Annotated in this window: 26 protein-coding genes; 13 read left to right on the top strand and 13 right to left on the bottom strand. The window is 63.9% G+C overall.

Going from position 1 to position 21,367, the window contains the following annotated elements; translation table 11 throughout:
- The first annotated feature begins 65 nt into the window (after window positions 1–65).
- A complete protein-coding gene (locus C437_RS08060; protein WP_004516438.1) occupies window positions 66–815 on the top strand; it encodes a class I SAM-dependent methyltransferase in 750 nt (249 codons plus the stop codon).
- Between the two features lie 332 nt (window positions 816–1,147).
- Window positions 1,148–3,985 carry a DNA mismatch repair protein MutS gene (gene mutS / locus C437_RS08065; RefSeq protein WP_004516439.1) on the top strand — a complete coding sequence of 946 codons (2,838 nt, stop codon included), beginning with the start codon at window positions 1,148–1,150 and terminating at the stop codon, window positions 3,983–3,985.
- A gap of 3 nt (window positions 3,986–3,988) precedes the next feature.
- Here mutS and C437_RS08070 read toward each other — a convergent pair whose 3' ends face one another.
- Complete coding sequence (locus C437_RS08070) at window positions 3,989–4,699, bottom strand: helix-turn-helix domain-containing protein (protein WP_004516440.1); 711 nt, start codon at window positions 4,697–4,699, stop codon at window positions 3,989–3,991.
- Between the two features lie 121 nt (window positions 4,700–4,820).
- Here C437_RS08070 and C437_RS08075 point away from each other — a divergent pair, with 121 nt between their 5' ends.
- Window positions 4,821–5,072, top strand: a complete 252-nt coding sequence (locus C437_RS08075; protein ID WP_004516441.1) for a HalOD1 output domain-containing protein — start codon at window positions 4,821–4,823, stop codon at window positions 5,070–5,072.
- An 81-nt stretch (window positions 5,073–5,153) separates the two neighbouring features.
- Here C437_RS08075 and nucS read toward each other — a convergent pair whose 3' ends face one another.
- Both nucS and C437_RS08085 read right to left on the bottom strand, forming a co-directional pair.
- Window positions 5,154–5,873: an endonuclease NucS gene (gene nucS / locus C437_RS08080; protein WP_004516442.1), complete on the bottom strand. Its 720-nt coding sequence runs from the start codon at window positions 5,871–5,873 to the stop codon at window positions 5,154–5,156.
- Between the two features lie 9 nt (window positions 5,874–5,882).
- Entirely contained in the window at window positions 5,883–6,320 is a 438-nt protein-coding gene (locus tag C437_RS08085; RefSeq protein WP_004516443.1) for a DUF6735 family protein, read from the bottom strand.
- A gap of 184 nt (window positions 6,321–6,504) precedes the next feature.
- On the opposite strand from C437_RS08085, the gene C437_RS08090 reads away from it, so the two are divergent.
- From C437_RS08090 to C437_RS08115, 7 genes are all read left to right on the top strand, one after another.
- Window positions 6,505–6,792, top strand: a complete 288-nt coding sequence (locus C437_RS08090; RefSeq protein WP_004516444.1) for a zinc ribbon domain-containing protein — start codon at window positions 6,505–6,507, stop codon at window positions 6,790–6,792.
- A gap of 109 nt (window positions 6,793–6,901) precedes the next feature.
- Window positions 6,902–8,197: a hypothetical protein gene (locus C437_RS08095; RefSeq protein WP_004516445.1), complete on the top strand. Its 1,296-nt coding sequence runs from the start codon at window positions 6,902–6,904 to the stop codon at window positions 8,195–8,197.
- 30 nt (window positions 8,198–8,227) lie between these two features.
- Window positions 8,228–9,211, top strand: a complete 984-nt coding sequence (locus C437_RS08100) for a Gfo/Idh/MocA family protein (protein ID WP_049919690.1) — start codon at window positions 8,228–8,230, stop codon at window positions 9,209–9,211.
- A gap of 118 nt (window positions 9,212–9,329) precedes the next feature.
- Window positions 9,330–10,124 (top strand): aldo/keto reductase, encoded by a 795-nt coding sequence (locus C437_RS08105; protein WP_049919691.1) that lies wholly within the window; start codon window positions 9,330–9,332, stop codon window positions 10,122–10,124.
- 6 nt (window positions 10,125–10,130) lie between these two features.
- The gene (locus C437_RS21185) at window positions 10,131–10,316 is read left to right on the top strand and encodes a hypothetical protein (protein WP_004516448.1); all 186 of its coding nucleotides are present in this window, start codon (window positions 10,131–10,133) and stop codon (window positions 10,314–10,316) included.
- Window positions 10,317–10,390: 74 nt separating this feature from the next.
- A complete protein-coding gene (locus C437_RS20575; protein WP_004516449.1) occupies window positions 10,391–10,528 on the top strand; it encodes a hypothetical protein in 138 nt (45 codons plus the stop codon).
- Window positions 10,529–10,700: 172 nt separating this feature from the next.
- Entirely contained in the window at window positions 10,701–11,417 is a 717-nt protein-coding gene (locus C437_RS08115) for a type 1 glutamine amidotransferase (protein ID WP_004516450.1), read from the top strand.
- A 23-nt stretch (window positions 11,418–11,440) separates the two neighbouring features.
- On the opposite strand, the gene C437_RS08120 is transcribed toward C437_RS08115, so the two are convergent.
- The 3 genes from C437_RS08120 to C437_RS08125 form a co-directional block, all read right to left on the bottom strand.
- Window positions 11,441–11,908 (bottom strand): cupin domain-containing protein, encoded by a 468-nt coding sequence (locus C437_RS08120; RefSeq protein ID WP_004516451.1) that lies wholly within the window; start codon window positions 11,906–11,908, stop codon window positions 11,441–11,443.
- A gap of 92 nt (window positions 11,909–12,000) precedes the next feature.
- Window positions 12,001–12,165, bottom strand: a complete 165-nt coding sequence (locus tag C437_RS20580) for a DUF6757 family protein (protein ID WP_004516452.1) — start codon at window positions 12,163–12,165, stop codon at window positions 12,001–12,003.
- 54 nt (window positions 12,166–12,219) lie between these two features.
- On the bottom strand, window positions 12,220–12,996 hold the full coding sequence (locus C437_RS08125; RefSeq protein ID WP_004516453.1) for a PHP domain-containing protein: 777 nt from the start codon (window positions 12,994–12,996) through the stop codon (window positions 12,220–12,222).
- Between the two features lie 146 nt (window positions 12,997–13,142).
- On the opposite strand from C437_RS08125, the gene C437_RS08130 reads away from it, so the two are divergent.
- Entirely contained in the window at window positions 13,143–13,430 is a 288-nt protein-coding gene (locus C437_RS08130) for a DUF5789 family protein (protein WP_004516454.1), read from the top strand.
- 112 nt (window positions 13,431–13,542) lie between these two features.
- Here C437_RS08130 and C437_RS08135 read toward each other — a convergent pair whose 3' ends face one another.
- The 4 genes from C437_RS08135 to C437_RS08150 form a co-directional block, all read right to left on the bottom strand.
- Window positions 13,543–13,953: a hypothetical protein gene (locus C437_RS08135; RefSeq protein WP_004516455.1), complete on the bottom strand. Its 411-nt coding sequence runs from the start codon at window positions 13,951–13,953 to the stop codon at window positions 13,543–13,545.
- On the bottom strand, window positions 13,950–14,636 hold the full coding sequence (locus tag C437_RS08140) for an RAD55 family ATPase (protein WP_004516456.1): 687 nt from the start codon (window positions 14,634–14,636) through the stop codon (window positions 13,950–13,952). Before C437_RS08140 ends, C437_RS08135 begins: the two co-directional genes overlap by 4 nt.
- 73 nt (window positions 14,637–14,709) lie before the next feature.
- Window positions 14,710–15,417, bottom strand: a complete 708-nt coding sequence (locus C437_RS08145; RefSeq protein WP_004516457.1) for an Nmad3 family putative nucleotide modification protein — start codon at window positions 15,415–15,417, stop codon at window positions 14,710–14,712.
- A gap of 66 nt (window positions 15,418–15,483) precedes the next feature.
- Entirely contained in the window at window positions 15,484–16,389 is a 906-nt protein-coding gene (locus C437_RS08150; RefSeq protein WP_004516458.1) for an acyltransferase, read from the bottom strand.
- Between the two features lie 130 nt (window positions 16,390–16,519).
- On the opposite strand from C437_RS08150, the gene C437_RS08155 reads away from it, so the two are divergent.
- Together C437_RS08155 and C437_RS08160 are read left to right on the top strand one after the other, a co-directional pair.
- A complete protein-coding gene (locus tag C437_RS08155) occupies window positions 16,520–17,533 on the top strand; it encodes a CPBP family intramembrane glutamic endopeptidase (RefSeq protein WP_004516459.1) in 1,014 nt (337 codons plus the stop codon).
- 24 nt (window positions 17,534–17,557) lie between these two features.
- Window positions 17,558–18,610, top strand: coding sequence for an aldo/keto reductase (locus C437_RS08160; RefSeq protein WP_004516460.1), 1,053 nt, complete (start codon window positions 17,558–17,560; stop codon window positions 18,608–18,610).
- Between the two features lie 378 nt (window positions 18,611–18,988).
- Here C437_RS08160 and radA read toward each other — a convergent pair whose 3' ends face one another.
- The 3 genes from radA to pspAB all read right to left on the bottom strand — a co-directional run bounded on the left by radA (window position 18,989) and on the right by pspAB (window position 21,283).
- Entirely contained in the window at window positions 18,989–20,038 is a 1,050-nt protein-coding gene (gene radA / locus C437_RS08165) for a DNA repair and recombination protein RadA (RefSeq protein ID WP_004516461.1), read from the bottom strand.
- A 188-nt stretch (window positions 20,039–20,226) separates the two neighbouring features.
- The gene (locus C437_RS08170; RefSeq protein ID WP_004516462.1) at window positions 20,227–20,664 is read right to left on the bottom strand and encodes a hypothetical protein; all 438 of its coding nucleotides are present in this window, start codon (window positions 20,662–20,664) and stop codon (window positions 20,227–20,229) included.
- A gap of 1 nt (window position 20,665) precedes the next feature.
- Window positions 20,666–21,283, bottom strand: a complete 618-nt coding sequence (gene pspAB, locus C437_RS08175; RefSeq protein ID WP_004516463.1) for a PspA-associated protein PspAB — start codon at window positions 21,281–21,283, stop codon at window positions 20,666–20,668.
- Between the last annotated feature and the right edge of the window lie 84 nt (window positions 21,284–21,367).

Below are 21,367 nucleotides of genomic sequence, written 5' to 3' on the forward strand. Positions count from 1 at the left end.
CTGGCCGGGAGATGTAGTCACACGGTGGCGGTAAATTGATTCGCATCTGTCACGATTGCAGTAGTATGCATCCCGCGAAGGAATTTTTCGACACATGGGCGGACTTCTACGATACCGACCAGCAGGCACAGGACATCGGAGACGTGTCGTTCTATGTCGATATAGCGTGTGAGGCCGACGGCCCGGTACTTGAGGCCGGCTGTGGAACCGGCCGCATCTATCTCGAACTACTGCGTGCCGGCGTGGACGCGGACGGGTTTGACATCTCTGAAAGCATGCTAGCAGTGCTGGAGGCGAAGGCCGCCGAGGAGGGACTTTCGCCGTCGGTCTGGGAGGACGACATGACCGAGTTCGACCCCAGACGGGAGTACGACCTCGTCATCATCCCGTTTCGCACCTTCCTCCATAACACCACGCTGGCGAGCCAGCGGGCCGCGCTCCGGAACATCTACGACGCACTCGCGCCGGGCGGACAGCTCGTGCTCAACGCCTTTGTTCCGGCTTTCGACCGTATCTGCGAGACATACGGCGAGCCGGAAACCACGACCACGACCCGAGACGACGAAGAGTTCGTCGTAACGGACCTGACAGTCATCGAGGACGAGCCGGAGCAGATAATCAGGGTGGAGCGGACAGTCGAACGGGATGGCGACATCGTTCGGGAGGGGATCTTCCGGCTGTCGCTCATCACGAAAAACGAGTTCGAACTGTTGTTCGAGGTGACTGGGTGGAGCGAATGGACGTGTTACGGCGGCTTCGACTGGGACCCACTTGAGGACGGGTCCCACGAGATGGTCTGGGTTGTCGAGAAGTGATATCGGGTCAGTCTACTCTTTTTCCTACGGCTGACCTGAGGGGAGCCTGAACCGCGAATCTATCGACGACAGCCAAGCTGACCTCCAGAGTAAACGCGATGACAGCGGCGTCGGTGGCTTTCGCGGCGATATCGAGTAGCGGCTCCATCGGCTTGCAGAGGGGACAGCTGGTGGTTCTGTGTCCGCATGTTCGTGCTCTCGATACGCGCTGTGGAGGAAAGAGCCCCTGACTGAATACGTGTCCCATCGGACGGCAGGAGATTCGGTGCCACGATTGGGCAACAGAACAGGAGAGCGGAGCGCCTATCAGGAGTCGGCTGTTGCCAACAGCTATGGACGCTGCGCTTGGCCCGCCCGAGCAGATGGCCGAGCTCGAGGAGGAGCTGACGCCGATGATGGCACAGTACTACGAGCTGTGCCGACAGTACGACGACGCGCTGGTCCTCTTTCAGGTCGGGGACTTCTACGAGGCCTTCTGTGCGGCCGCACAGCGGGTCGCCCGGCTGTGTGAGATTACGCTGACCCAGCGCGAGGACTCTACCGGCGAGTACCCGATGGCCGGCATCCCCATCGACAATGCCGAGTCCTACGTCGAGACGCTGCTGGACGCGGGCTACCGGGTCGCCATCGCCGACCAGGTCGAGGACCCCGACGAGGTCAGCGGCGTAGTCGAGCGGGCGGTGACGCGGATCGTCACGCCCGGCACACTCACCGAGAGCGAACTGCTGGGCGGGGCGGACAACAACTACGTCGCCGCCCTGACCGAAGGTGAGCGGTACGGGCTGGCGCTGCTGGACGTGTCGACCGGGGACTGCTACGCCACGAGCGTCGGCTCTGAGAACGCCGTCGCCGATGAACTCAGCCGGTTCGGGCCGGCGGAGGCAATCGTCGGCCCCGAGGTCGACGTGGACCGGGACGCCGTCTTCGGCCCGGCCTGTCTGGTGACGCGCTACGACGCGGACGCCTTCGCCCGGGAGCGCGCCGCAGACCGCGTGGGACAGTACTTCGGCCCGCCGGAGCGCCTGCTCGCCGGCGACGCGGAGATCCGGGCCTGTGGCGGCCTGCTGGCCTATGCTGAGTACACCCGCGGCAGCAGCGGCGCGGTCGGCCCCGACGGCGAGCCGGTCGACCCCGACGTGGACCCCGCCGGCACGCTCGACTACCTCAATCACCTCACGCGCTACGACCCGCGAGAATACATGCTGCTGGACGCCGTCGCCGTCGAGAGCCTCGAACTGTTCGAACGGCGCTCGGTGCGGGGTCACGAGAACCGCACGCTCGTGGATACGGTCGACGAGACGGCGTGTGCGCTGGGGCGGCGGAAACTGACCGACTGGCTCCGCCGGCCGCTGCTTGACGCCGACCGCATCGAGGCCCGCCACGGCGCGGTCGCGGAACTCCAGCGCGATCCCGCGACCCGCGAATCGCTCGCCGACCTACTCGCGGAGGTGTACGACCTCGAACGGCTCATCTCACGGGTCTCACGCGGCCGGGCGAACGCACGGGACCTCCGGTCGCTCGCCGCCACGCTGTCTGTCGTCCCGGATATCCGGGACCAGCTCGCAGACGCTGACGCCCGCCTGCTCGCGGATCTGCACGCCACGCTGGACCCGCTAGCTGAGACTCGCGAGGAAATCGAGGCGGCGATCCGCACGGACCCGCCACAGCAGGTGACCGAGGGCGGCGTCATCAGCGAGGGCTACGACGAGGAACTGGACCGGCTGCGCTCGACCGAGCAGTCTGGCAAGCAGTGGATCGACGACCTCGAAGCAAGCGAGCGCGAGCGCACCGGCATCGACTCGCTCAAGGTCGGCCACAACTCGGTGCATGGCTACTACATCGAGGTGACCAACGCCAACCTCGATTCCGTCCCCAAGGACTACCAGCGCCGCCAGACGCTGAAAAACAGCGAGCGCTACTACACACCGGAACTCAAGGAACACGAGGAGGAGATTCTGCGCGCCGAGAGCGCGGCCGACGACCTGGAGTACGACCTGTTCTGTGCGGTCCGGGACGAGGTGGCCGGCGAGGCCGAGCGCGTACAGGCACTGGCAGACCGACTGGCCCGCCTCGACGTGCTGGTCTCTTTCGCCGAGGTCGCGGCGCAGTACGATTACTGCCGACCGACCGTCGGGAGCGACGGCATCGATATCACCGCCGGCCGACACCCCGTCGTCGAGCGCACAGAGGACGCCTTCGTCCCGAACGATACACACCTCGGGAGCGGTCCAGTGCCAGAAAGCGGAGACGGAAGCGGCGACGGCGTCGCCGCGGACGATATACAGCCCTTCCTCGCTGTCGTCACGGGACCAAACATGAGCGGGAAGTCGACGTACATGCGCCAGGTCGCACTGATTTGCTTACTGGCACAGGCCGGCGGCTTCGTCCCTGCGAAGGCGGCCGACCTCCCGATTCTCGACCGGGTGTTCACCCGCGTCGGGGCCAGCGACGACATCGCGGGCGGCCGCTCGACGTTCATGATAGAGATGACCGAACTGGCGACGATTCTGGACGCGGCCACGGCCGATTCGCTGGTCCTGCTGGACGAGGTGGGACGGGGCACGTCGACGGCCGACGGGCTGGCTATCGCCCGCGCCGTCACGGAGTTCCTCCACGACGAGGTCGGCGCGTACACGCTGTTTGCGACCCACCACCACGACCTGACCGCCGTCGCCGCCGACCTGTCCGGCGCGACCAACCGCCACTTCGAGACCAGCCGCGAGGACGGCGACGTGGCGTTCGACCACGAACTCGCGCCCGGTCCCGCGGCGGCCTCCTACGGCGTCGAGGTGGCGAGCATGGCCGGCGTGCCCGAATCCGTCGTCGAGCGCTCGCGGGACCTGCTGGGGGACGCCGAGGCGGCCGACGGGGACGAGCGGAATACCGGCGGAGCGGCAGCCGATGCCGGCGCAGATTCGACGGGGACGGTAACGAGTGAGGTGGCGGGGAACGGGGCAACGGCGGAGAACGGAGCGATGGCAGAGAATGGGGCGGCGGCCGGCGAGACGGCGACGGACGGCCACCGCGAGGCGCGACGGACGAACGGTACCGAGGTCGAGGGAGAACCTCCGGAGTCAGTGACGGCGCAGTTGGCCTCCCTCGACGTGGCGACGATGACGCCGATAGAGGCGATGAACGCGCTCGCGGCTCTGCAGGACCGGGTCGAATAACGGTCAGTTGCCGTCGGCCAGTTCCTCGTGCGGGCAGGCGAACATGGCCGCGACGAGTTTCTCCTCGGCGGCTCGCAGGTGCTTGTGGAGCGTCGGCTCCGAGATGTCGAGCCGGTCGGCCAGGTCGGCGGCCGTCGCCTCGCGGGGCCAGCCGTAGTACCCCGATTCGTGGGCCGTCTCAAGGACTTCCCGCTGGCGGTCGGTCAGCGTTTCGGTGAGGGCGGCATCGTGCCGGAACCCGAACAGCGGCACGATAGATTCGCGGTGCTGTTTCGCGGCGAGTTTGGCGTTGGAATGAACCGAGAGGAACTCCTCGATAACCGCCGCTGTCTCTGTCTGACTCGGTACGTCGGCCACGACAGTCCCTTGGCCGTCGACGCCCCTGGCCGTCTGTGGCACCGCACCGGCGTCCGCGAGCGAGACAATCGGACAGCTGTGCTGGACATCTATCTCGACGAGCCCGCCGTTGCTGGTGCGGTCAAGCACCCGCCCCTCGCACTGGACCGTCTCCTCGGCGAGATCGACAAGCCGGTGGGGCTGAGCACCCTCGATTGAGAAAAACTCCGCATACGTGTCGTCCGTCTGCGGGAGGCATTTCTCGAGAATTACGGAACACGATTCGGCTTCAGATATCGATACAAACGGGTACGTCCCATCAGAAAGTTCAAACTCAACGCGTGTCACCGGCCGACCGTCACCGGGCTGTTGAGACATACACGGCTGTACACTGTTCTCTATGATGAATGTTGGCATGAAACGTCATTCAGCGTTCATCATGCTAGCCATACTGAATTTTACTACCTGAGAATGTATCTACGGTGAGGGACAGAGACCTGTGTCTGGAATATCACCACCCGTTATAGAGGCGCACGATAGCGACCGCTCCGTCGTCACCACGGTCGTACAGGCCGTGGCGGCCACGGAGGGGCGACCGACCGAGGACCTCCCACCGCTGGGCGAGACAATCAATCCAGATGCACTGACGGCGTGCATCACCGATTCGAACACCGACGGCCACGTCGCGTTCGATTACAGCGGTCACCGCGTGGTCGTCGATACCGACGGGACAGTCACCGTAGACGGATAGCCCGCGGTCCATGCCCGGACGGTACAATAACTGGCGCGGTCAGTTCATCGACACGCCCACGTCGCCGGACCGAGACAGCAGTCACGGCGGTTCGAGCGAGACGAACTCCAGTCCCTTCTCGGCGAGCAACTGGCGCGCCCGGTCGGTCACCGACGGGGCCACGAGGATGCCACGGACCTCGGTCTCGGCGTGCAGGTCACGCTTCAGAGCGTCGACATACCGACCCAGCTGGCCGACCGCGTCGGGACCCACGCGGCGGCGTTTGAGCTCCAGAACCGTCGTCCGGCCCTCGGCATCCTCGCCGTAGATGTCGACCGCGCCGGCGGGAGTCTCGCGTTCGGTCGCAAGCGGGGTAAAGCCCGACTCGACCAGCGCCGGCTCGTCGAGAATTCGGTCCTTCAGGTCGGCCTCCGTCCCCGTGAGCGCGAGGTCTTTGGAGTCCGTCACGTCGAAGGCGGCGGCGTGGGCGACCATCTCGAAGACCACCTCCAGCGATTCTTCGGGGGACGACCGCGTGGAGCGAACGACCAGCGAGCCGTCATCGACGCTGACGCTGTGCTCACACCCCGGCGGCTGCCAGTTCACCGGCTGTTGGCCCTCGTCAGTGTGGACCAGCGCGGCCCCGTCGGGCTTGAGCATCACGTGGCGGTCGCCAAGCCCCAGCGAACTGGCCGCTCGCCCCTCGTACTCGACCGTACAGGTGCCCACGAGCGTCACCAGTGCGTCGCGGTCGGTGGCCCGCGACGCGAGGTCCAGCGCGTCCGCGGGGTCGGGGTAGGTCAGCGTCTCGACGGCAGTCACGGATGGCGATTAGCGGTCCCCGCGTAAAAAGGACGCGTCGTCGAGGCAGTGGACGGACGAAGCGCGGTTTCGGAGCGACGTGAGCAGGGCACGCCGGACAGTCGCCGGGTCACAGCCGTCGCTGTCGAGAGCGCGACAGGCCTCGTCTTTACGCTCGACCCACCACCGCCGGAACGCATCGGGGTCGGCAGTGCGGGCGAGGACAACGTCGTCGAGGTCCGACAGCGTCGGGTCGAGCCAGCAGACGACGTAGGTCCGGACCGCCCCGTCGAGTACGACCAACTGGTCGTAGGTGGCATCGATGACAGTGCGGGCAGCCGACGCTGTCAGGCCAGTCCCGAGCGGCCGAGACTGGGCGATAGGGTCGGCGCCGACGCCCCAGTGTGCGATTCGGCAGTCGTAGCGGCCGTCGGGACGGGCGACAGCCACGAGCGTTCGACGGCCCATCAGGGACCACCGAGCGTGTAAGCGGGCATGGATACCCCTGGCTGCGTGGTCCTATTTGAACGCTGGCCCACAGGACACCCCTTGCTCCGCACTCAGAACGGGAAACGGCTCCAGACCCGTCGAAATCATCGCCCATTGGTAACCCGGCACAACCCTCAAGTAGTACGTTCACGTACCGTTACATATGATGGTGAGCGAGTGGCTCTACGGCGCAATCGCGCTTCTCGTGGGGCTCCACGTCCTGACCATGCTGTACGCGTACCGGCACCGGGGTGACCCGGCCGGGGCGACCGGGCAGGGCGACGCTGAAGGGCGCCGTGGCAGCGCCATCGACGACAGCACTGAATCCATCGACTGTCCCCACTGCGGGGCGAGAAACGAGCAGGACTATCAGTTCTGCCGGCAGTGCGTCGCCGACCTGACGAGCGGTAGCCCACAGCGCCAGCCGACGGACCGAAGCCAGCCGTACTGAGACCGTTGCAGGGCTGGGGTCGAAACGGCCGGTCTGAGCGTTGCTATCGGCCAAAGGATTTATTTCTACGAAGAAATATTTGAATATACTGTCACGAACGGGGTGGACAATGGGGAACATCATAGACCTGCAGTCCGCTGACCGGCCGGAGATATTCGACCGGGCGAACACCGACGGGCTGTTCGGGCGCAAGCGCCGCCTTCAGCGGCCGCTGGGGCAGTATCTCCGGGAGGCAGAGACGCCGAGCTATCTCGCGTCCAACGACCGGTCCGGCGTCATCGCTGCCCAGAGGGACAGCGGGTCGCTCACGCCGGCCGGCGACTACCGCGCGTATCTGCTCGCAACGACCGTTCGAGTCCTGTTCGTCGTCGGCGACGACGACAGCGACCGGACTATCTCACTTCCCCACGAAGACATCGTTGCTGTACACTGTACGTCGGGACTCCGCACGTCGACACTCGAAATCGTCACCATCGACGAAGACCGCTGGGCGTTCGAGTGCAAGGGCGACCTGACGCCGGTTCGGTCGTTCGTCGACGAAGCCACACAGGTCTGGACGCGCACGCTAACCGAACTTGACCGGGCAGAGTCCGCGGTCGAGGCTGCTCTGGCGGCACTGGAGACGACAGACCTCGAGACAGCAGCGACGCATATCACGGCCGCACAGGAAGCGCTCGACAACGGGCGCGAGCGAGTCGAAGCACTGGGGGAGGGAGCAAGAGCGGCCATCGATGGACGCCTCCAGTCGACGCAAACACGGATTGACACCTGCCAGCGCCGACGCCACGTCGACGCTGGCGATGAGCACCGCGACACAGCCCGCCGCGCGTGGGAGAACCGGGCGTACGAACGGGCCGCGGACGCGTACGCACAGGCCGGCGTCGAGTACGAGCGAGCGCTGGCTGTAACGGCATCGGAGCCGCCCACAGAACTCATCAGGGACGCTCGAAACGCAGTCGAAGCGGAGTACACCGAACTCCTGTCAGCCCCAGTCGACGCGGCGCAGGTGGCTGCAAGCGCGGCCAGAGCAACGGCAGACCCGGCGAAGCGAGCGAGACATTGGGAGGACGCGCTCGACCGATACCGAACGGCGTACGAGCTGGACTGGGGCCGTGACCGCCGCTTCGACGGCAACCGGGCGTCGCTCCGACAGGCGCTCGCGGACATCGCCGTCGAACTGGTCGATGCACATCGTGAGGCGGGACGACAGGCGCTACAGGAGACCGGCGACGAGTCAGAGCGAGAGCCGTCCGGGACCGCGTGTGACAGCGCGGCGGCACACTTCGAGCGCGCACGTCAAATTGCCACCGAGCTTGTGCCCGACAGACGCGAGCCGCCGGCAGACGAACTGGCCGCCGTATCCGGACAGGGAGCCAGCGTCGAGGCAGAGCAGAAAGGTCGGTAATTGTTTATCAGCGGGGAGCCGGGTATCGGTATGCGCTTTGGGATTATTTCAACGGCAAAAATCGCACGCAAGGACGTGATTCCGGGCATCCAGAAGTCGGACCACACGGTCGCGGCGATCAGCTCCAGAACTCGAGACCGCGCCAGCGAGGTAGCTGACGACCTCGGTATCGACAGTGTCTTCGGCGACTACGAGACGATGTTCGCCGAGGCGGACATTGACGCGGTGTACAACCCACTTCCGAACGCGCTCCACGCCGAGTGGAGCCAGCGAGCCGCCGACCACGGGCTCGACGTGCTCTGTGAGAAGCCACTGACAGTCGACACTGCCGGGGCGGTGGACCTCTTCGACTACTGTGCCAAACAGGGCGTCACGCTGATGGAAGCGTTCATGTATCAGTTCCACCCGCGGACCCGGCGGGCCAGGGAAATCGTCGAAAACGAACTGGGCGAGGTACACACCGTCGACGCATCGTTCAAATTCGCGCTCTCGGATTCCGAGGATATCCGTCTGGACCCGGAGCTGGCCGGTGGGAGCCTGATGGACGTGGGCTGTTACGCTGTCAGCGCGGCCCGGGGCTTCCTCGGCGAGCCGGACCGCGCGTTCGCCCACAGTCGGGATTCCCGGGACAGCGGCGTCGATACGAACCTCAGCGGCGTCCTCTCGTACGACGACGGGCGGGCCGCCTCGATTTCCTGTGGATTCGACGGACCGAGACGGGAGTACTACCGGGTCGAGGCCGACGACGGCTGGCTCGAAGCGCCGAACTGCTTCGGCCCGGATCACGACCAGTCTGTCTCGCTGACCTACAGCGTCGACGGCCGCGAGGTCACCGAGACGTTCGACCCGGTGGACCACTATCAGCTGCAAGTCGAGGCGTTCGCGGACGCCGTCGAGAGCGGCGAAACGCCGCCAATCAACCGCGCCGAGACGCTGGGGAACATGCGCGCCATGGACGCGCTGGCCCGGAGCGCGGACACCGGCCAGCCGGTCGACATCACCAGTCCCGAGTGAAACGTAAACCGGACGCGTGCCGCGACACGCCGGGCGCGAAACGGTTTTGACTGCGGCGGATGAGGCACGTACTGTGACACCCCCAACAGTGACGCTTCCGAGTGGTGACGAGCTACCGATGGTTGGCGTCGGGACGTGGGACATCGACGGTGCTACCGTTCAGGAATCGGTTCAAGCTGGGCTCGACGCGGGTTACGCCCACGTCGACACCGCCGAAGGCTACCGGAACGAGGCCGAAATCGGCGAGGCCCTGGCCGACTACGACCGCGAGGACGTGTTCCTCACGTCGAAGGTGCTGCCCAAGCATCTCGACTACGAGTCCGTCATCGAGGCCTGCGAGGCGTCGCTCGACCGCCTCGGAACCGATTATCTCGACCTGTATCTCGTCCACTGGCCCAACCCCGCGACCTCCATCCGTGAGACGATGAACGCGATGGCCACACTCCACGATCAGGGGAAGATTCGCAACGTCGGCGTCTCGAACTTCAACGCGTACCAGCTCGGGGCCGCCCAGCACGTCGCCGACGTGCCCATCGCCGTCAACCAGATCGAGTACCATCCCTGGAACACGCAGGACCAGGTCGTCGAGTTCTGCCGTGATACCGACACTGTCGTCGAGGCGGCCGCGCCCCTCGGTCGAACAGAGGTCTTCGCCGACGATGTCATTCAGGACTTGGCAGAGAAATACGACACGTCGCCGGCTCAGATCGTCCTGAAGTGGGCAGTCGAGAACGGCGTGGTTGTCCTGCCGAAGTCCTCCTCGCCCGAACACGTCCGGCAGAACTTCGACCTGTTCGACTGGGAACTCGATGCCGCCGACCACGAGCGCATCGATGCCATCGAACGCGAACAGGCGGTCTACGACACCGGTGTCTACGACTGGAGCAACGACACCTACGGAATCTCCCACTAGGTCCCGATGGTCGAACCGCCCGCACTGGACCGCTGGGACGCCACGGCCGCGGCGAGCATCGCCGTCTTGCTCGTCGTGGCATACGTTCTGATTCCCGACCCGACAGTCCAGTACGGGACGTGGCTAGTTGTCTTTTGCATCTGGATGGCCTGGTTCGTCTTTTTCGGTGCCAAATGGTTATACGGCCCCTAGAGTGGAGTGTTGAAGCTTTTACTCGATTCCGTGTCAGCGGAGATTTATTTACTCCCACTCTCTATACACACCTGATGCCCCGTATCGAAGTCTCGGAAAACCTGTACCGGCAGATCGAGAGCGAAGCCAACAACGACGACTTCAACGACACGCTGTGGAAGATGGTGGGCTCCTATCGGCGGACGAACAATCCGGAAGCGGATCAGACGTAAACAGACGTATCGCAGTCGTCGACGACCCGTAGCGAGACAGTTCTGAGTGGTCAGTCGTTCCCGACAGCCGCTGTACCCGAGGACACTTCGACGCCGGTGTCCCGTCACTGTGCGCGGCAATCACTGCCGTCGATACGCATATTTTTACGATTTGAGCCGCTGCGTACTGGTAATGAGGCCACGAATCGCCCTGCTGAACGCAGCCCACGACGGCGACGACAATCGCCGGAACTTCCGGCGGGAACTCGATGCCGACCTCGTGGAATACGACGTGACCGAGCGCGAACTGCCCGACACCTTCGCGTTCGACGGCTGTCTGGTCACAGGCAGTCGCGCGTCGGTCTACTGGGACGACCCATGGATCCGCGATCTCGAATCCTGGGTCACGGACGCAGTCGACCGCGATATCGCGTTCCTGGGCGTCTGTTTCGGCCACCAGTTGCTCGCACATGCGCTCGGCGGCACCGTCGAGCCGATGGACGAGTACGAGATCGGCTACCGGACGGTCGACCACGACGGCGAGAACGAACTGCTCGCCGGCGTCGACGAGTCGTTCACTGTCTTTACGACGCACTCGGACCGCGTCGCCGAGGTGCCACCTGGCGCGACCACATTCGCCGAGAACGACTACGGCATCCACGGGTTCCGGAAGGAGAACGTCTTCTCGGTGCAGTTCCACCCCGAGTACGACCCTGAGACGGCCAAGACAGTGACGAAGGGCAAGGACGACCAGCTCGCCGACGAGCGCATCGAAGCGGTACTGGACGGCGTCACTGACGAGAACTACCGCGCCGCCTGCGAGGCCAAGCGGCTGTTCGACAACTTCACGGAGTTCGCTGTGCGTCACGCAGGTGATAGGACGGGCGCCACCGCTGCCGCCGACGACTAACCTATCGAAGTCGCTGTTACCGGTCAGGTGAACCGGCCCGTCTCGGCGTCACATTCTGCACAGCGTGTCACCAGCGCGTCCCGATTATCAGTCATCTCGACGTAGTTGTGCGTGCGGCCGCCGCAGTCCTCACAGTGCCGGAGCATGTCCGTATCGCCCATTTCCTGTGGTGCGCCGAGCGCAAGCGCGACGACGCGCTCGTCGCCCTCGTTGCAGCCGCGTTGCCACTCACCGGGACCGAAGCGGATAGCCTCGCCAGCACCGACGGACACGTCGCCGTCCTCCGTTTCAAACGTCGCTGTACCCGACTGGACGAGAAACACTTCTTCCTGATCCGGATGGCGGTGGTAGCCAAAGCCGAAGGATTCGCCGGGAGCCAGTTCATAGTAATTCAACGCGATATCGTCGGTGCCGAGTGGGCCGGCGAGCGCCCGCTTGACCGACGCCGGCCCCATCCGCGATTCGACGGCGTCGATGCTGACTTTCTCCATAGTTGCCATGTGCGGCGGACAGTCCTTAATCGTTAGTCAGGGTAGGGCCCGCGGAGACGCGCCACAGCAAAAGCACGAAAACAGCGCGTCAGTCACTCGCGTCGGTCGATATCGAGTTCTTCGTCGAGATCTTCGAGCCAGTCGGCGTCCTCCAGTTCCGCCATCTGTTCACGGAAGTGCGTCTTGCAGACACCGACCTTGACGCCGTCGTTCTCGACGGCGATGTCGGCTTCACGGTCGCAGTAGTGACACTGCATATCTAAGGGTTAGTCCCCGACAGCATTGAACCCTCGGGTTCCGTCTGCCGGTTGTCAGACATTGAGCGCTGTTTCGACCCGGTTCCAGGCAGTCGTATCCAGACCGGTGTTGCCCAGTGTCTCGCCGTGGGCGTCACTACCGCCCGTCGGAACAAGGTCGTATCGCTCGATAGCGTCGTCAACGAGGCTGGCGTCGACCGCGCGGCCGTAGGGATACCACCGTTCGACAGCGTTGAGCGAGTCACACCGGGACAGCGCGGCCGCCGTATCAGGGTATCTGAACGGGTGAGCGAGGCCGACGAGCCCGCACGCATCCGAGAGAACTGCACAGCCGCGCTCGAAGGACGGGACCTCTCGAGGGACGTAGCAGGGACAGTCGTCGCCGATGAGTTCGTTGAACGCGGACTGGAAAGTGTACTCGGACGCCTCGGCGATGGCGCGGGCAATGTGGGGGCGACCGAGGCCGTCGCGTGGCTCAACGGGCAGCGACACGCTCAGGCGGTCCTCAACACGTTCGATGATGCGCGCGCCGCGCTCGCGGCGGTTCCGCTGGATGCGCTCACACTCGGCCCGAAGTTCGTCGGTCGGGTCGACGCCGTAGCCCAGCAGGTCCAGCCGCTGAGTCTCAGTTTCGACGCGAAGCTCGATACCGTGGAGAAGCGTCACACCGTCGCGCTCGGTGACAGGACCGTCGAGTGTAGGCTGGAGCCGGTCGTGGTCCGTAACAGCAACAACCTCAACGCCCGCTTGTTTCGCGGCGGGCGGGACCTCGTCGAGAGAGAGCGTCCCGTCAGAGCGGGTCGTGTGTACGTGCAAGTCAGCAACGACCATACAATAGCCACAATCCCCAGCAGGAAGCCGCTTCCGGCTAAATCATGAGTCGTGGACACACGAGACGTGAGTTCCTTATACGCATTAAGGGATATTATGATTATCTATAGTGAAGGTTTATTAGGAACCATGAACTTTCGATAGGTATGCGAATGCTAAGCAACGCAACGGACGCCTTCCAATCGTACGACTACCCGGTTTCCGCCGAAGAAATCATCGAGGGCGACGGCGACATGGAACTCGAATTGCCAAACGGCACCGAGCGGCTGGGTGACGCGCTCAGCCGGTCGGCCCCGGAAACCTTCGAAAGCGCGGAAGACGCCGAGTTCGCGGCGTTCTCGGGCGTGTCGAGCAAGGCCATCGGCCGGAAGGGCTACTCCGACCGCGACCCGATCTGCATGGGCGAAGACGGGCCGGACCAGGTCTCCTTCTAACGGCCTAGAACGGCCTGCAGTCACCCCAGCTCTGGACGGATTTTCCGTCTTTTCGTTTTTTACGCAGGTGAGCAGCAGCGCTATCGCTGTCGGTGAGTGAACACACCAGAAGCTACCGGTCGAGAAAGTCCGGCTTGTCGACGGCGTCAGTGCTGTCGATGGACTGCCTGTCCAGCAATTCTGAGGAGTCGAGCGCCGACGGCAGGCCGTCGCGACCGCCGGTCGGCAGGTCGTCTTCGTCGATGTAGGTCTTCTCGCCGTTAATCAGGTCGGCCCAGAGAGCGTCCCGGTCAACACTGGTCGTCTCCGCCGCTTCCTTCGCTTCGTTGCGACCTTCGTCGTACGCGAGTTCGACCATACTTTTGTGGTACGCCGAGTTCATCTCGGCGTAAATGGCTTCGAGCTCTTCACGGTTGAACTCCCCAAGGCGCTCGGCGACGCCGATAGCGTATGCCCGGTCGGTAGCTTCGTCTTTGTCGAGAGCGTCCCAGTCAGTGCCGAACTCACGCTCGTAGCGGCTCATGTCTCCACTTTCATATCAGGGTTGACCCGTAATCCCGCGTCAGAAAAGGAGATTTCACGGATGTCACAGTCGATAGCGGTACCCCGCATCTTGATGACCTGAACGCCGCGGGTCATGCTTCCGTTTTCGAGGAAATTGTGGAAGAAAACGACGCCGTGGGCGAGGTAGTGTTCGTCGCTGTAGGAAGACGGGTCGGTCATCTCGGAGATGAGCAGCGTCGTCGCGTCCGTCTGTTTCAGCGCAGAGAGAAAGCCCGTGATCTCGTCTTCGACGTCGTTCATGAAGTGCTGTAACAGCATCGTCGAGTCGATGACGACCCGCTGGATGTCGTTCTGTCTGATGTAGGCGACGAGGCGGTTCGTCAGGCCGCCCTCGCTACCGAACTGCGTGATCGTTCGTTTCCCGCTCTCGGTGACGAGGTTCAGAAATTGGATGGCGTCGGACTGCATCGCGCGGTCGAAGCCGAAGTCGTAGCCGGCCATGTCCTGCATGAGCTCCGATTTGGTCTCGTGCATCGTCACGTAGAGGCAGGTCTCACCCTCCTTGACGCCCTGCGTGATGAACTGCGAACAGAAGGTCGTCTTCCCGCTGCCCGGCGGGCCGCTGACCACGTAGAGACGATTCGGGAGTAAGCCCCCCTCAATGAGTTCGTCGAATCCGGGGACCCCACTAGAGAGACGCATATCAGCTATCTGAGTCCGTCTGGACATATGCTTTCACATTCTATTTTCACCGGTGATAACTCATTCGGCTGCGTCAGCGTTCGATAGCGCTGGGGTGGCTATCGGCCAGTTCGAGCAGTTGCTCCGTGCCGGCCTCGTCGAACCGCATCGGCCGTCGCCACCACGGCCCTTTCCCCGAGTCGGATGACAACTCCGTAACCAGCTCGTTCGCATCGGTGCCGCCGCTCGGCGCTGACAGCGGGATAACTGTGTTGTACAGTTGTGACTCCTCGGCGTTGCCGCGAATGAGAACGCGAGCGTCGAATGGGTCACGTTTCACGTGGGCGTTCGAAGAAAACTGGGCCTGTTCCTCGGACGGGAGGTCCCGATACTCGTCGCCGGTCACCGCGTCACGAGCGAGCTGGAAGTGACCGACGACGTAGGCCCCCCACTCCGGCGACGCCCAGGCCGGGCGCTCGCCAGCCACTGATAGCGTCGCGTAAAAGAAGAGGTAGTCACCGGCCGACAGTTCAGAGAGCGGGCCCGCTTTCACCCCGTGTTCGTCGCCGTACGTGTAGCGTTCGCCGCCGGCTTCCGGAAACTCCGGGTCGAAGTGAACCGGCTGATCGGCCACCGCGGACACGTCAGTCTGGAGGTCGAGGTCGCCGTAGGTCGGCACAGGCTCGCTGGTCGGTTTCGATTCGGGAATCGGGATGTACTCGAAAGAGCCGTCGGGAAACAGCGGGCCCCGGAAGCCGGGTTCGTTCGTGTTGGCTCCGATGTTAATGGCGACGCTTCGCATAGCCGTTGTTGGTCGGTTCCAGAGAAAGGACTTCGGTTGCGAAGAAGGGAGATACGCTGTCGGTTCCTACTCGCGGTCCGGCGGCGAGAGGTCGCGCTGGAACTCGTCGAACTTGTCGAGGTCGTCGGGGAGGTCATACGACAGTTGCCGCTCGGCGCGGCGGTCGACGTTCGCCCCCTCAATCGGCTCCGCAACGGACTCCCAGCCGTCCTTGACGGTCAGGGATTTCGCCGGTGTGCCGGCGGCGATGTGGTGGGCAGGAATGTCCTTCCCGGCGATAGACTTCGCTGCAAGGATGGCGTTTTCTCCGACCTTCACGCCGGCCCGGACCATCGAATCGTAGGTCAGGCGCACGTCGTCTTCGATGATGGTGTGGTAGTTGTCAACGTGGGTCTGGTCGACCGCGTCGTGGTCGTGGCTGTAGACGTGGGTGTCATCAGAGATAGAGACACGGTCGCCGATGGTGAGCTTCCCGCGGTCGTCAAGATGGACATCGTCGTGGACCACGACGTTGTCGCCGATCTCGATGTTGTGGCCGTAGGTAAAGGAGATGCCCTTGAAGAATCGACAGCCCTCGCCACAGGACTCGAAGAGGTGGTCTGCGAGCATCCGACGGAACCGGAGCGCGAACTCGACGTTGTCCGCCATCGGCGTCGCGTCGAACTGCCGCCAGAGCCACTGGAGGTGCTTCGAGCGTTTGAACCGCTCCTCGTCTTTCTCGGCGTAGTACTCGCTTTCGAGGGTGGTGTTACAGGGGTCATACCCCTGGAGCCGGACCCGCTCGGCTGGAGAGATATCCGCGCCGTCCTGCCAGCGCTCGTAGGCCTCCCGGTCGCCGTGGAGGTCGACAAGCACGTCAGTGACAACATCGCAGGTGTCCTCGTCACCGGAAAGGCGTTCGTCGACCTCGTCGATGAACCCCCTGAGCCCCTCTTCGGCGAGCGGTGGCAGCGACACGTGACGCTTCGTCATGTCGAGTACGTGGCCTCGCGGGCAGATAGGGGTTTCCGTTACGTGAAACCTACCCAGCAACATCCGTGTCACGACACCGTGTAGCACAGCAGCAAGCTACAGTTAAGACGACGCCGTTCCAGACGACGACATGGTCAGGTCGGACTTCATTATGGAGATACGGCGCTACATTGTCAATCCCGCAGAGCGCCGATTGCGAGCGCCGTGGCGGGTCACGGTCTGGGTGTTTCTAGCCGGGTTCAGCCTTATCCTGCTCTCCGGGGTGGTCGCAGTGGTGTCGTCTGTGGTGCGCATGACGCCAGCGGTTGGAGTCGCACGCCAAATTGCGCTCTTTGCTGCCGGACCCATCGTTGCTGTCGGGATCGGCTATCTCCTCGATCGACGAACACTCTCTGACTACGGGCTGGGATTCGACCGGCAGTGGTGGCGCGACGCAGCGTTCGGCCTCGCACTCGGGGTGGGGCTTCCGACGCTCGTCTTGTTTGTCGAACTGGCCGTCGGATTCGTGGAAGCCAGCGTCGCCTTCGCTACTGTCGACAGCGGGCCGCTTCCACTGACCGCGTTCGGGCCGCTGGTCGCCATCCTCCTTCTGGGGGCGTTCTTCCTCGTACAGGCAACTGCCGAGGAGGTGCTCGTCCGCGGGTATCTGCTGACGAACGCGGCCGAGGGGCTTGCCGGGTGGGTCGGGAAGCGACGCGCGGTCATCGCCGCGACGGCGCTGACAGGCGCGTTGTTCGGTGTCCTCCACTGGACGAACCCCAGCGCGTCACTACTCAGCGTGACTAACATCACCCTCTACGGCCTCCTGCTCGGTGCGTGCTACGTTCTGACCGGACGGCTCGGTGTCGCCAGCGGCTTCCATGTGGCGTGGAACTACACGCTGGCACTCCTTGGCTTTCCCGTGAGCGGCCTCCGGATGGGTGTCACCCTGCTCTCGACTGACGCGACCGGCCCGGCGCTGGTGACCGGCGGCGAGTTCGGCCCCGAAGGCGGACTCATCGCCCTCCCCTTGCTCGGCGTCGGTGGGGCCGCGCTGTACTGGTGGGTCCGCCGCGAGTACGGCACGGTCGAACTGCTCGATGCCATCGCCACTCCCGAACTCCGGATTCGGACGCGGTCCGACACCGCAAACCAAGACGGCTAAGTGGACAGCGCCGCTACGTCGGATATGGAATACGCGACACTCGGAAACTCCGGCGTCGAGGTCTCGGAAGTGGGGTTCGGTGCCTGGGTCGTCGGCACGGACTGGTGGGGCGACCGGACTCGCGACGATGCTATCGACATGGTCCAGCACGCGCTCGCGGAGGACGTGACGTTTTTCGACACTGGCGACGTGTACGGTCACGGCGACAGCGAAGAGATCATCGGCGAGGCGCTGGCGGAGCACCGCGACGAGGTGACGGTCTCGACGAAAATCGGCTACGACTTCTACAACAACCCACAGGCCGGCCATGGCGAGCTCCCGAAGAAGGTCACGCCCGAGTGGGTCCACACCGCCGTCGACCGCTCGCTCGACCGCCTCGGCATGGACCACGTCGAACTCCTGATGCTCCACAACGCCAACGTCGACGAGGTCGACGAGGACGTGCTGGAGGCGCTTGACGAACTCCGCGAGGAAGGCAAAGTCGAGGCCATCGGCTGGGCGCTTGGCCCATCTATCGGCTGGCTCGCCGAGGGTGACGCCGCCGTGGCGAACGAGTTCGATGCGCTCCAGACCGTCTTCAACCTCTTCGAGCAGACCCCCGGTCAGCACTTCATCGACACCATCCGCGAGCAAAACGCCGACACGTCGGTTCTGGCTCGGGTCCCACACTCCTCGGGCCTGCTGAACGAGCAGGTGACTCCCGAGACGGAACTCGGCAAGGGCGACCACCGCTCGCATAGACCGACCGAGTGGTACGAGACCGGCTGGGAGAAGGTCGAAGAAATCCGGTTCCTCGAACGTGACGGGGCACGGACGATGGGACAGGCCGCCATCCAGTGGCTCCTCTACAACGACGAGGTAGCGTCGGTCACGCCGACGTTCCGGACGAACGCCGACATCGACGAGTGGGCCGGTGCGCCCGACACGCCGCCGCTCAGCGACGAGGAGTACGACCGCGTACAGGACCTCTATCAGGACAACTTCGGCATCGACCGCGACGACGGGATGGACGCCCTGCGCTCGTCGGTCGGCGGCGCAGACCTCGAAGAGACCGGGATGAAATCAGCGGGCGACTGATTTTACGCCGCTCACTCGGTTGTCGCTTTGTCCGAACACCGGGGGTCGGGCACTGGAATCTCCAGTCGACGGTTTACCCTTGGAGAGCATCGACGACCAGACAGCCGTCTGCCGGTTCTCGGCTACTACCCCCCTGTTTCAACAGGAGATGTATCGCCGTCTTGCGATTGGGGTGGCGAAGTTTCACATTCACCACGGTGCGTCTGACGGCTGCAAGACGCAAGACGGGAGTCGGTTCGAGATGAAACGAAGGGGTTCGAGGTGCGGGACCAGTCAACATACCAGCTCGGATAAAATCCGTAGCAGGTGTCAAAGACTGGTAGAGGAGCTGATCTGCAATCAATCGGATCGACGATAGCCGCTACTGCCAGACCCGACCTACTCGTTCAACAGCCCGTCCTCTTCGACACGCATGACGCCTTCGCCGTCCGGGAGGTTCGGCGCGTCGACGAGTTTGACGATGCGCTTGTTCCCCTTGGACTTGCGGAGGTACATCCGGAACGTGGAGGTGTGGCCGAGGATGTTGCCACCGATGGGCTGGGTCGGGTCGCCGAAGAAGGAGTCCGGATTCGAGGCGACCTGGTTTGTGACGACGACGGCAGTGTTGTTGAGGTCGCCGACCCGCATCAGGTCGTGGAGGTGCTTGTTGAGCTTCTGCTGGCGGTCGGCGAGTTCGCCACGGCCGACGTACTCGGCGCGGAAGTGGGCGGTCAGCGAGTCGACAGCGAGCAGGCGAACGGGGAACTCCTCGTCCTGACTCTCGCTGGCGATCTCCTGTGCCTTCTCGGCGAGGAGGATCTGGTGGTTGGAGTTGAACGCCTTCGCGACGTGGATCTTCTCCAGTACGGAGGCGACGAGGTCATCAAGCAGGTCCTCATCGGTCGGGTCTGCGTCGGCCTCCTCCTCGACGATGCCGTGGAGAGTCATCGTATCTGCCAGTACCTCGTCGTCGAGTCCCTTGACCATCTGTTCGATACGCTCAGGTCGGAACGTGTCCTCGGAGTCGACAAAGATGGCGCTGCCCTCCAGTCCGCCGTGTTCGGCCGGGAGCTGGACGTTAACCGCGAGCTGGTGGGTCACCTGAGACTTGCCAGCCCCGAACTCACCGTACACCTCGGTGATGGACTGGGTCTCGACGCCGCCGCCGAGCAGCTCGTCGACCTCGTCGACGCCCCACGAGAGCTTCCCGATCTGCTCGCGGCGTTCGAGCACCGTCGATCCCGTTTCGAAGCCGCCGATATCGGCCGCTTCGCGGGCGGCCTGAATGATGTCAGCTGCCGACGATTCGCCGATGTCGGCCGTGTTCGACAGTTCGCCGGGAGAGGCGACCGCAATTCCCTGATAGGAGTCGTAGCCGTTGTCTTCGAGTTTCTCTGCTGTCGCCGGACCGACACCCGGCAGCTCTTCGAGGTCCTCACTTGCGGACATGGACATGCCTTGTGCGTCCGGGGGTATAAAGCCTCGTTAACACCAGAGTGAAAGTGAAAGTGTGGGACGGCAGCGGTATAGTTCGAGACAGAATCGAGAGGTTTAGATGGGAAGGAGCGAGTCGTCGGGTTCGTGGGCGTACCGAGAGCTGGAAGAATGTCGGATTCGGTGGCGACCGGGTTCCGGAGTCAGTAGTGACCGGTGCCGATGTAGACTATCGCACCCAGTCCAGCGAGATACAGCCCGAACAGCACCGTCCCGGGGAGCGGGACGACCCCGTCACCGAATCGCCCGACTACGAAGAGCGTGAGCGCGATCGCCGAGGGAACGGGGTCGGCCGCAAGCGTCGTAAGGAAGGTCCGGAGCGACCAGTAGGCGTTTTTGACAAGCGAACCCGGAGCGAGGTCAACCGACCGGCTATCGTCGGGGTTTTCGGCCAGTTCGAACCCGTCGAGGTCACGCTGGGCGACGGTGTGGATGTCACCGGTGTGGGCGCGACGACCGTCCCCATCGGCCACCCGAAGCAGCGTTACCGACTCACTGGCAGTCCCGACCACGCGATAGACGCCGGGCGGAACCCCGTCCGTCGTCGGTCGAAGGTGGTCGTAGACGGCGATATCGGCCATCTCACTCCCAGGGGTGGTAGCCGGGGCGGTCGGGCCACAGTGGATACCAGTACTCCTTGTCGTCCTCGACGGTTATTTCGTCGCTGAGGTTGCTGTCCAGTTTGAACTCCGCAGACGTGTTGCGTTCGTGGCTGTCGTGAGGGTCCGGTGCGAATGGGTAGTACGCGCCGCGACGGAACGAGTACACCCAGTAGACGGTCTGGTCGTCGCGCGTGTGCTCGAATGCGAACAGCGCCGCGAGCAGGCGCGACCCGTACCGGCGCTCGACGAGGGTGTCGGCGGCGAAGTGAATCGACGTGAGCAGGTCCTCGAAGTCGTTGTCGTGGAGCACGACCCACTGGTAGCCGTGGTCGTCGGTCTCGAACGTCGCCCGCGTTCCGGTCTCGACCATCCCGGCGTCGAGGATGGATTCGACTTCGTCGACGGCGTCCTGAAAGTCCGTGCTATCCACGTCGGCGAAACACAGCGCCGCTTCGGCGGTCGACTCGTACCCCAGGTCGGCCTCCATCGTGATGTAGGCGGTACTCATCCCGAACAGGTCATCCGGGTCGGCGTCCCGCGTCGCGTCGGCCTCGGCTTTTACCCCGAGAACACTCTTGAGTCCGTCGAGCAATCCCATATGACAGTCTCTATGGGCCGGGGACCAAGGTGGTTTGTGTCTCGGCTAGTGGGGATGTTTGTGTCCGAAGCCACGTTCTTTAAT

The organism is Haloarcula vallismortis ATCC 29715, assembly GCF_000337775.1.
GTDB classification, from domain to species: domain Archaea; phylum Halobacteriota; class Halobacteria; order Halobacteriales; family Haloarculaceae; genus Haloarcula; species Haloarcula vallismortis.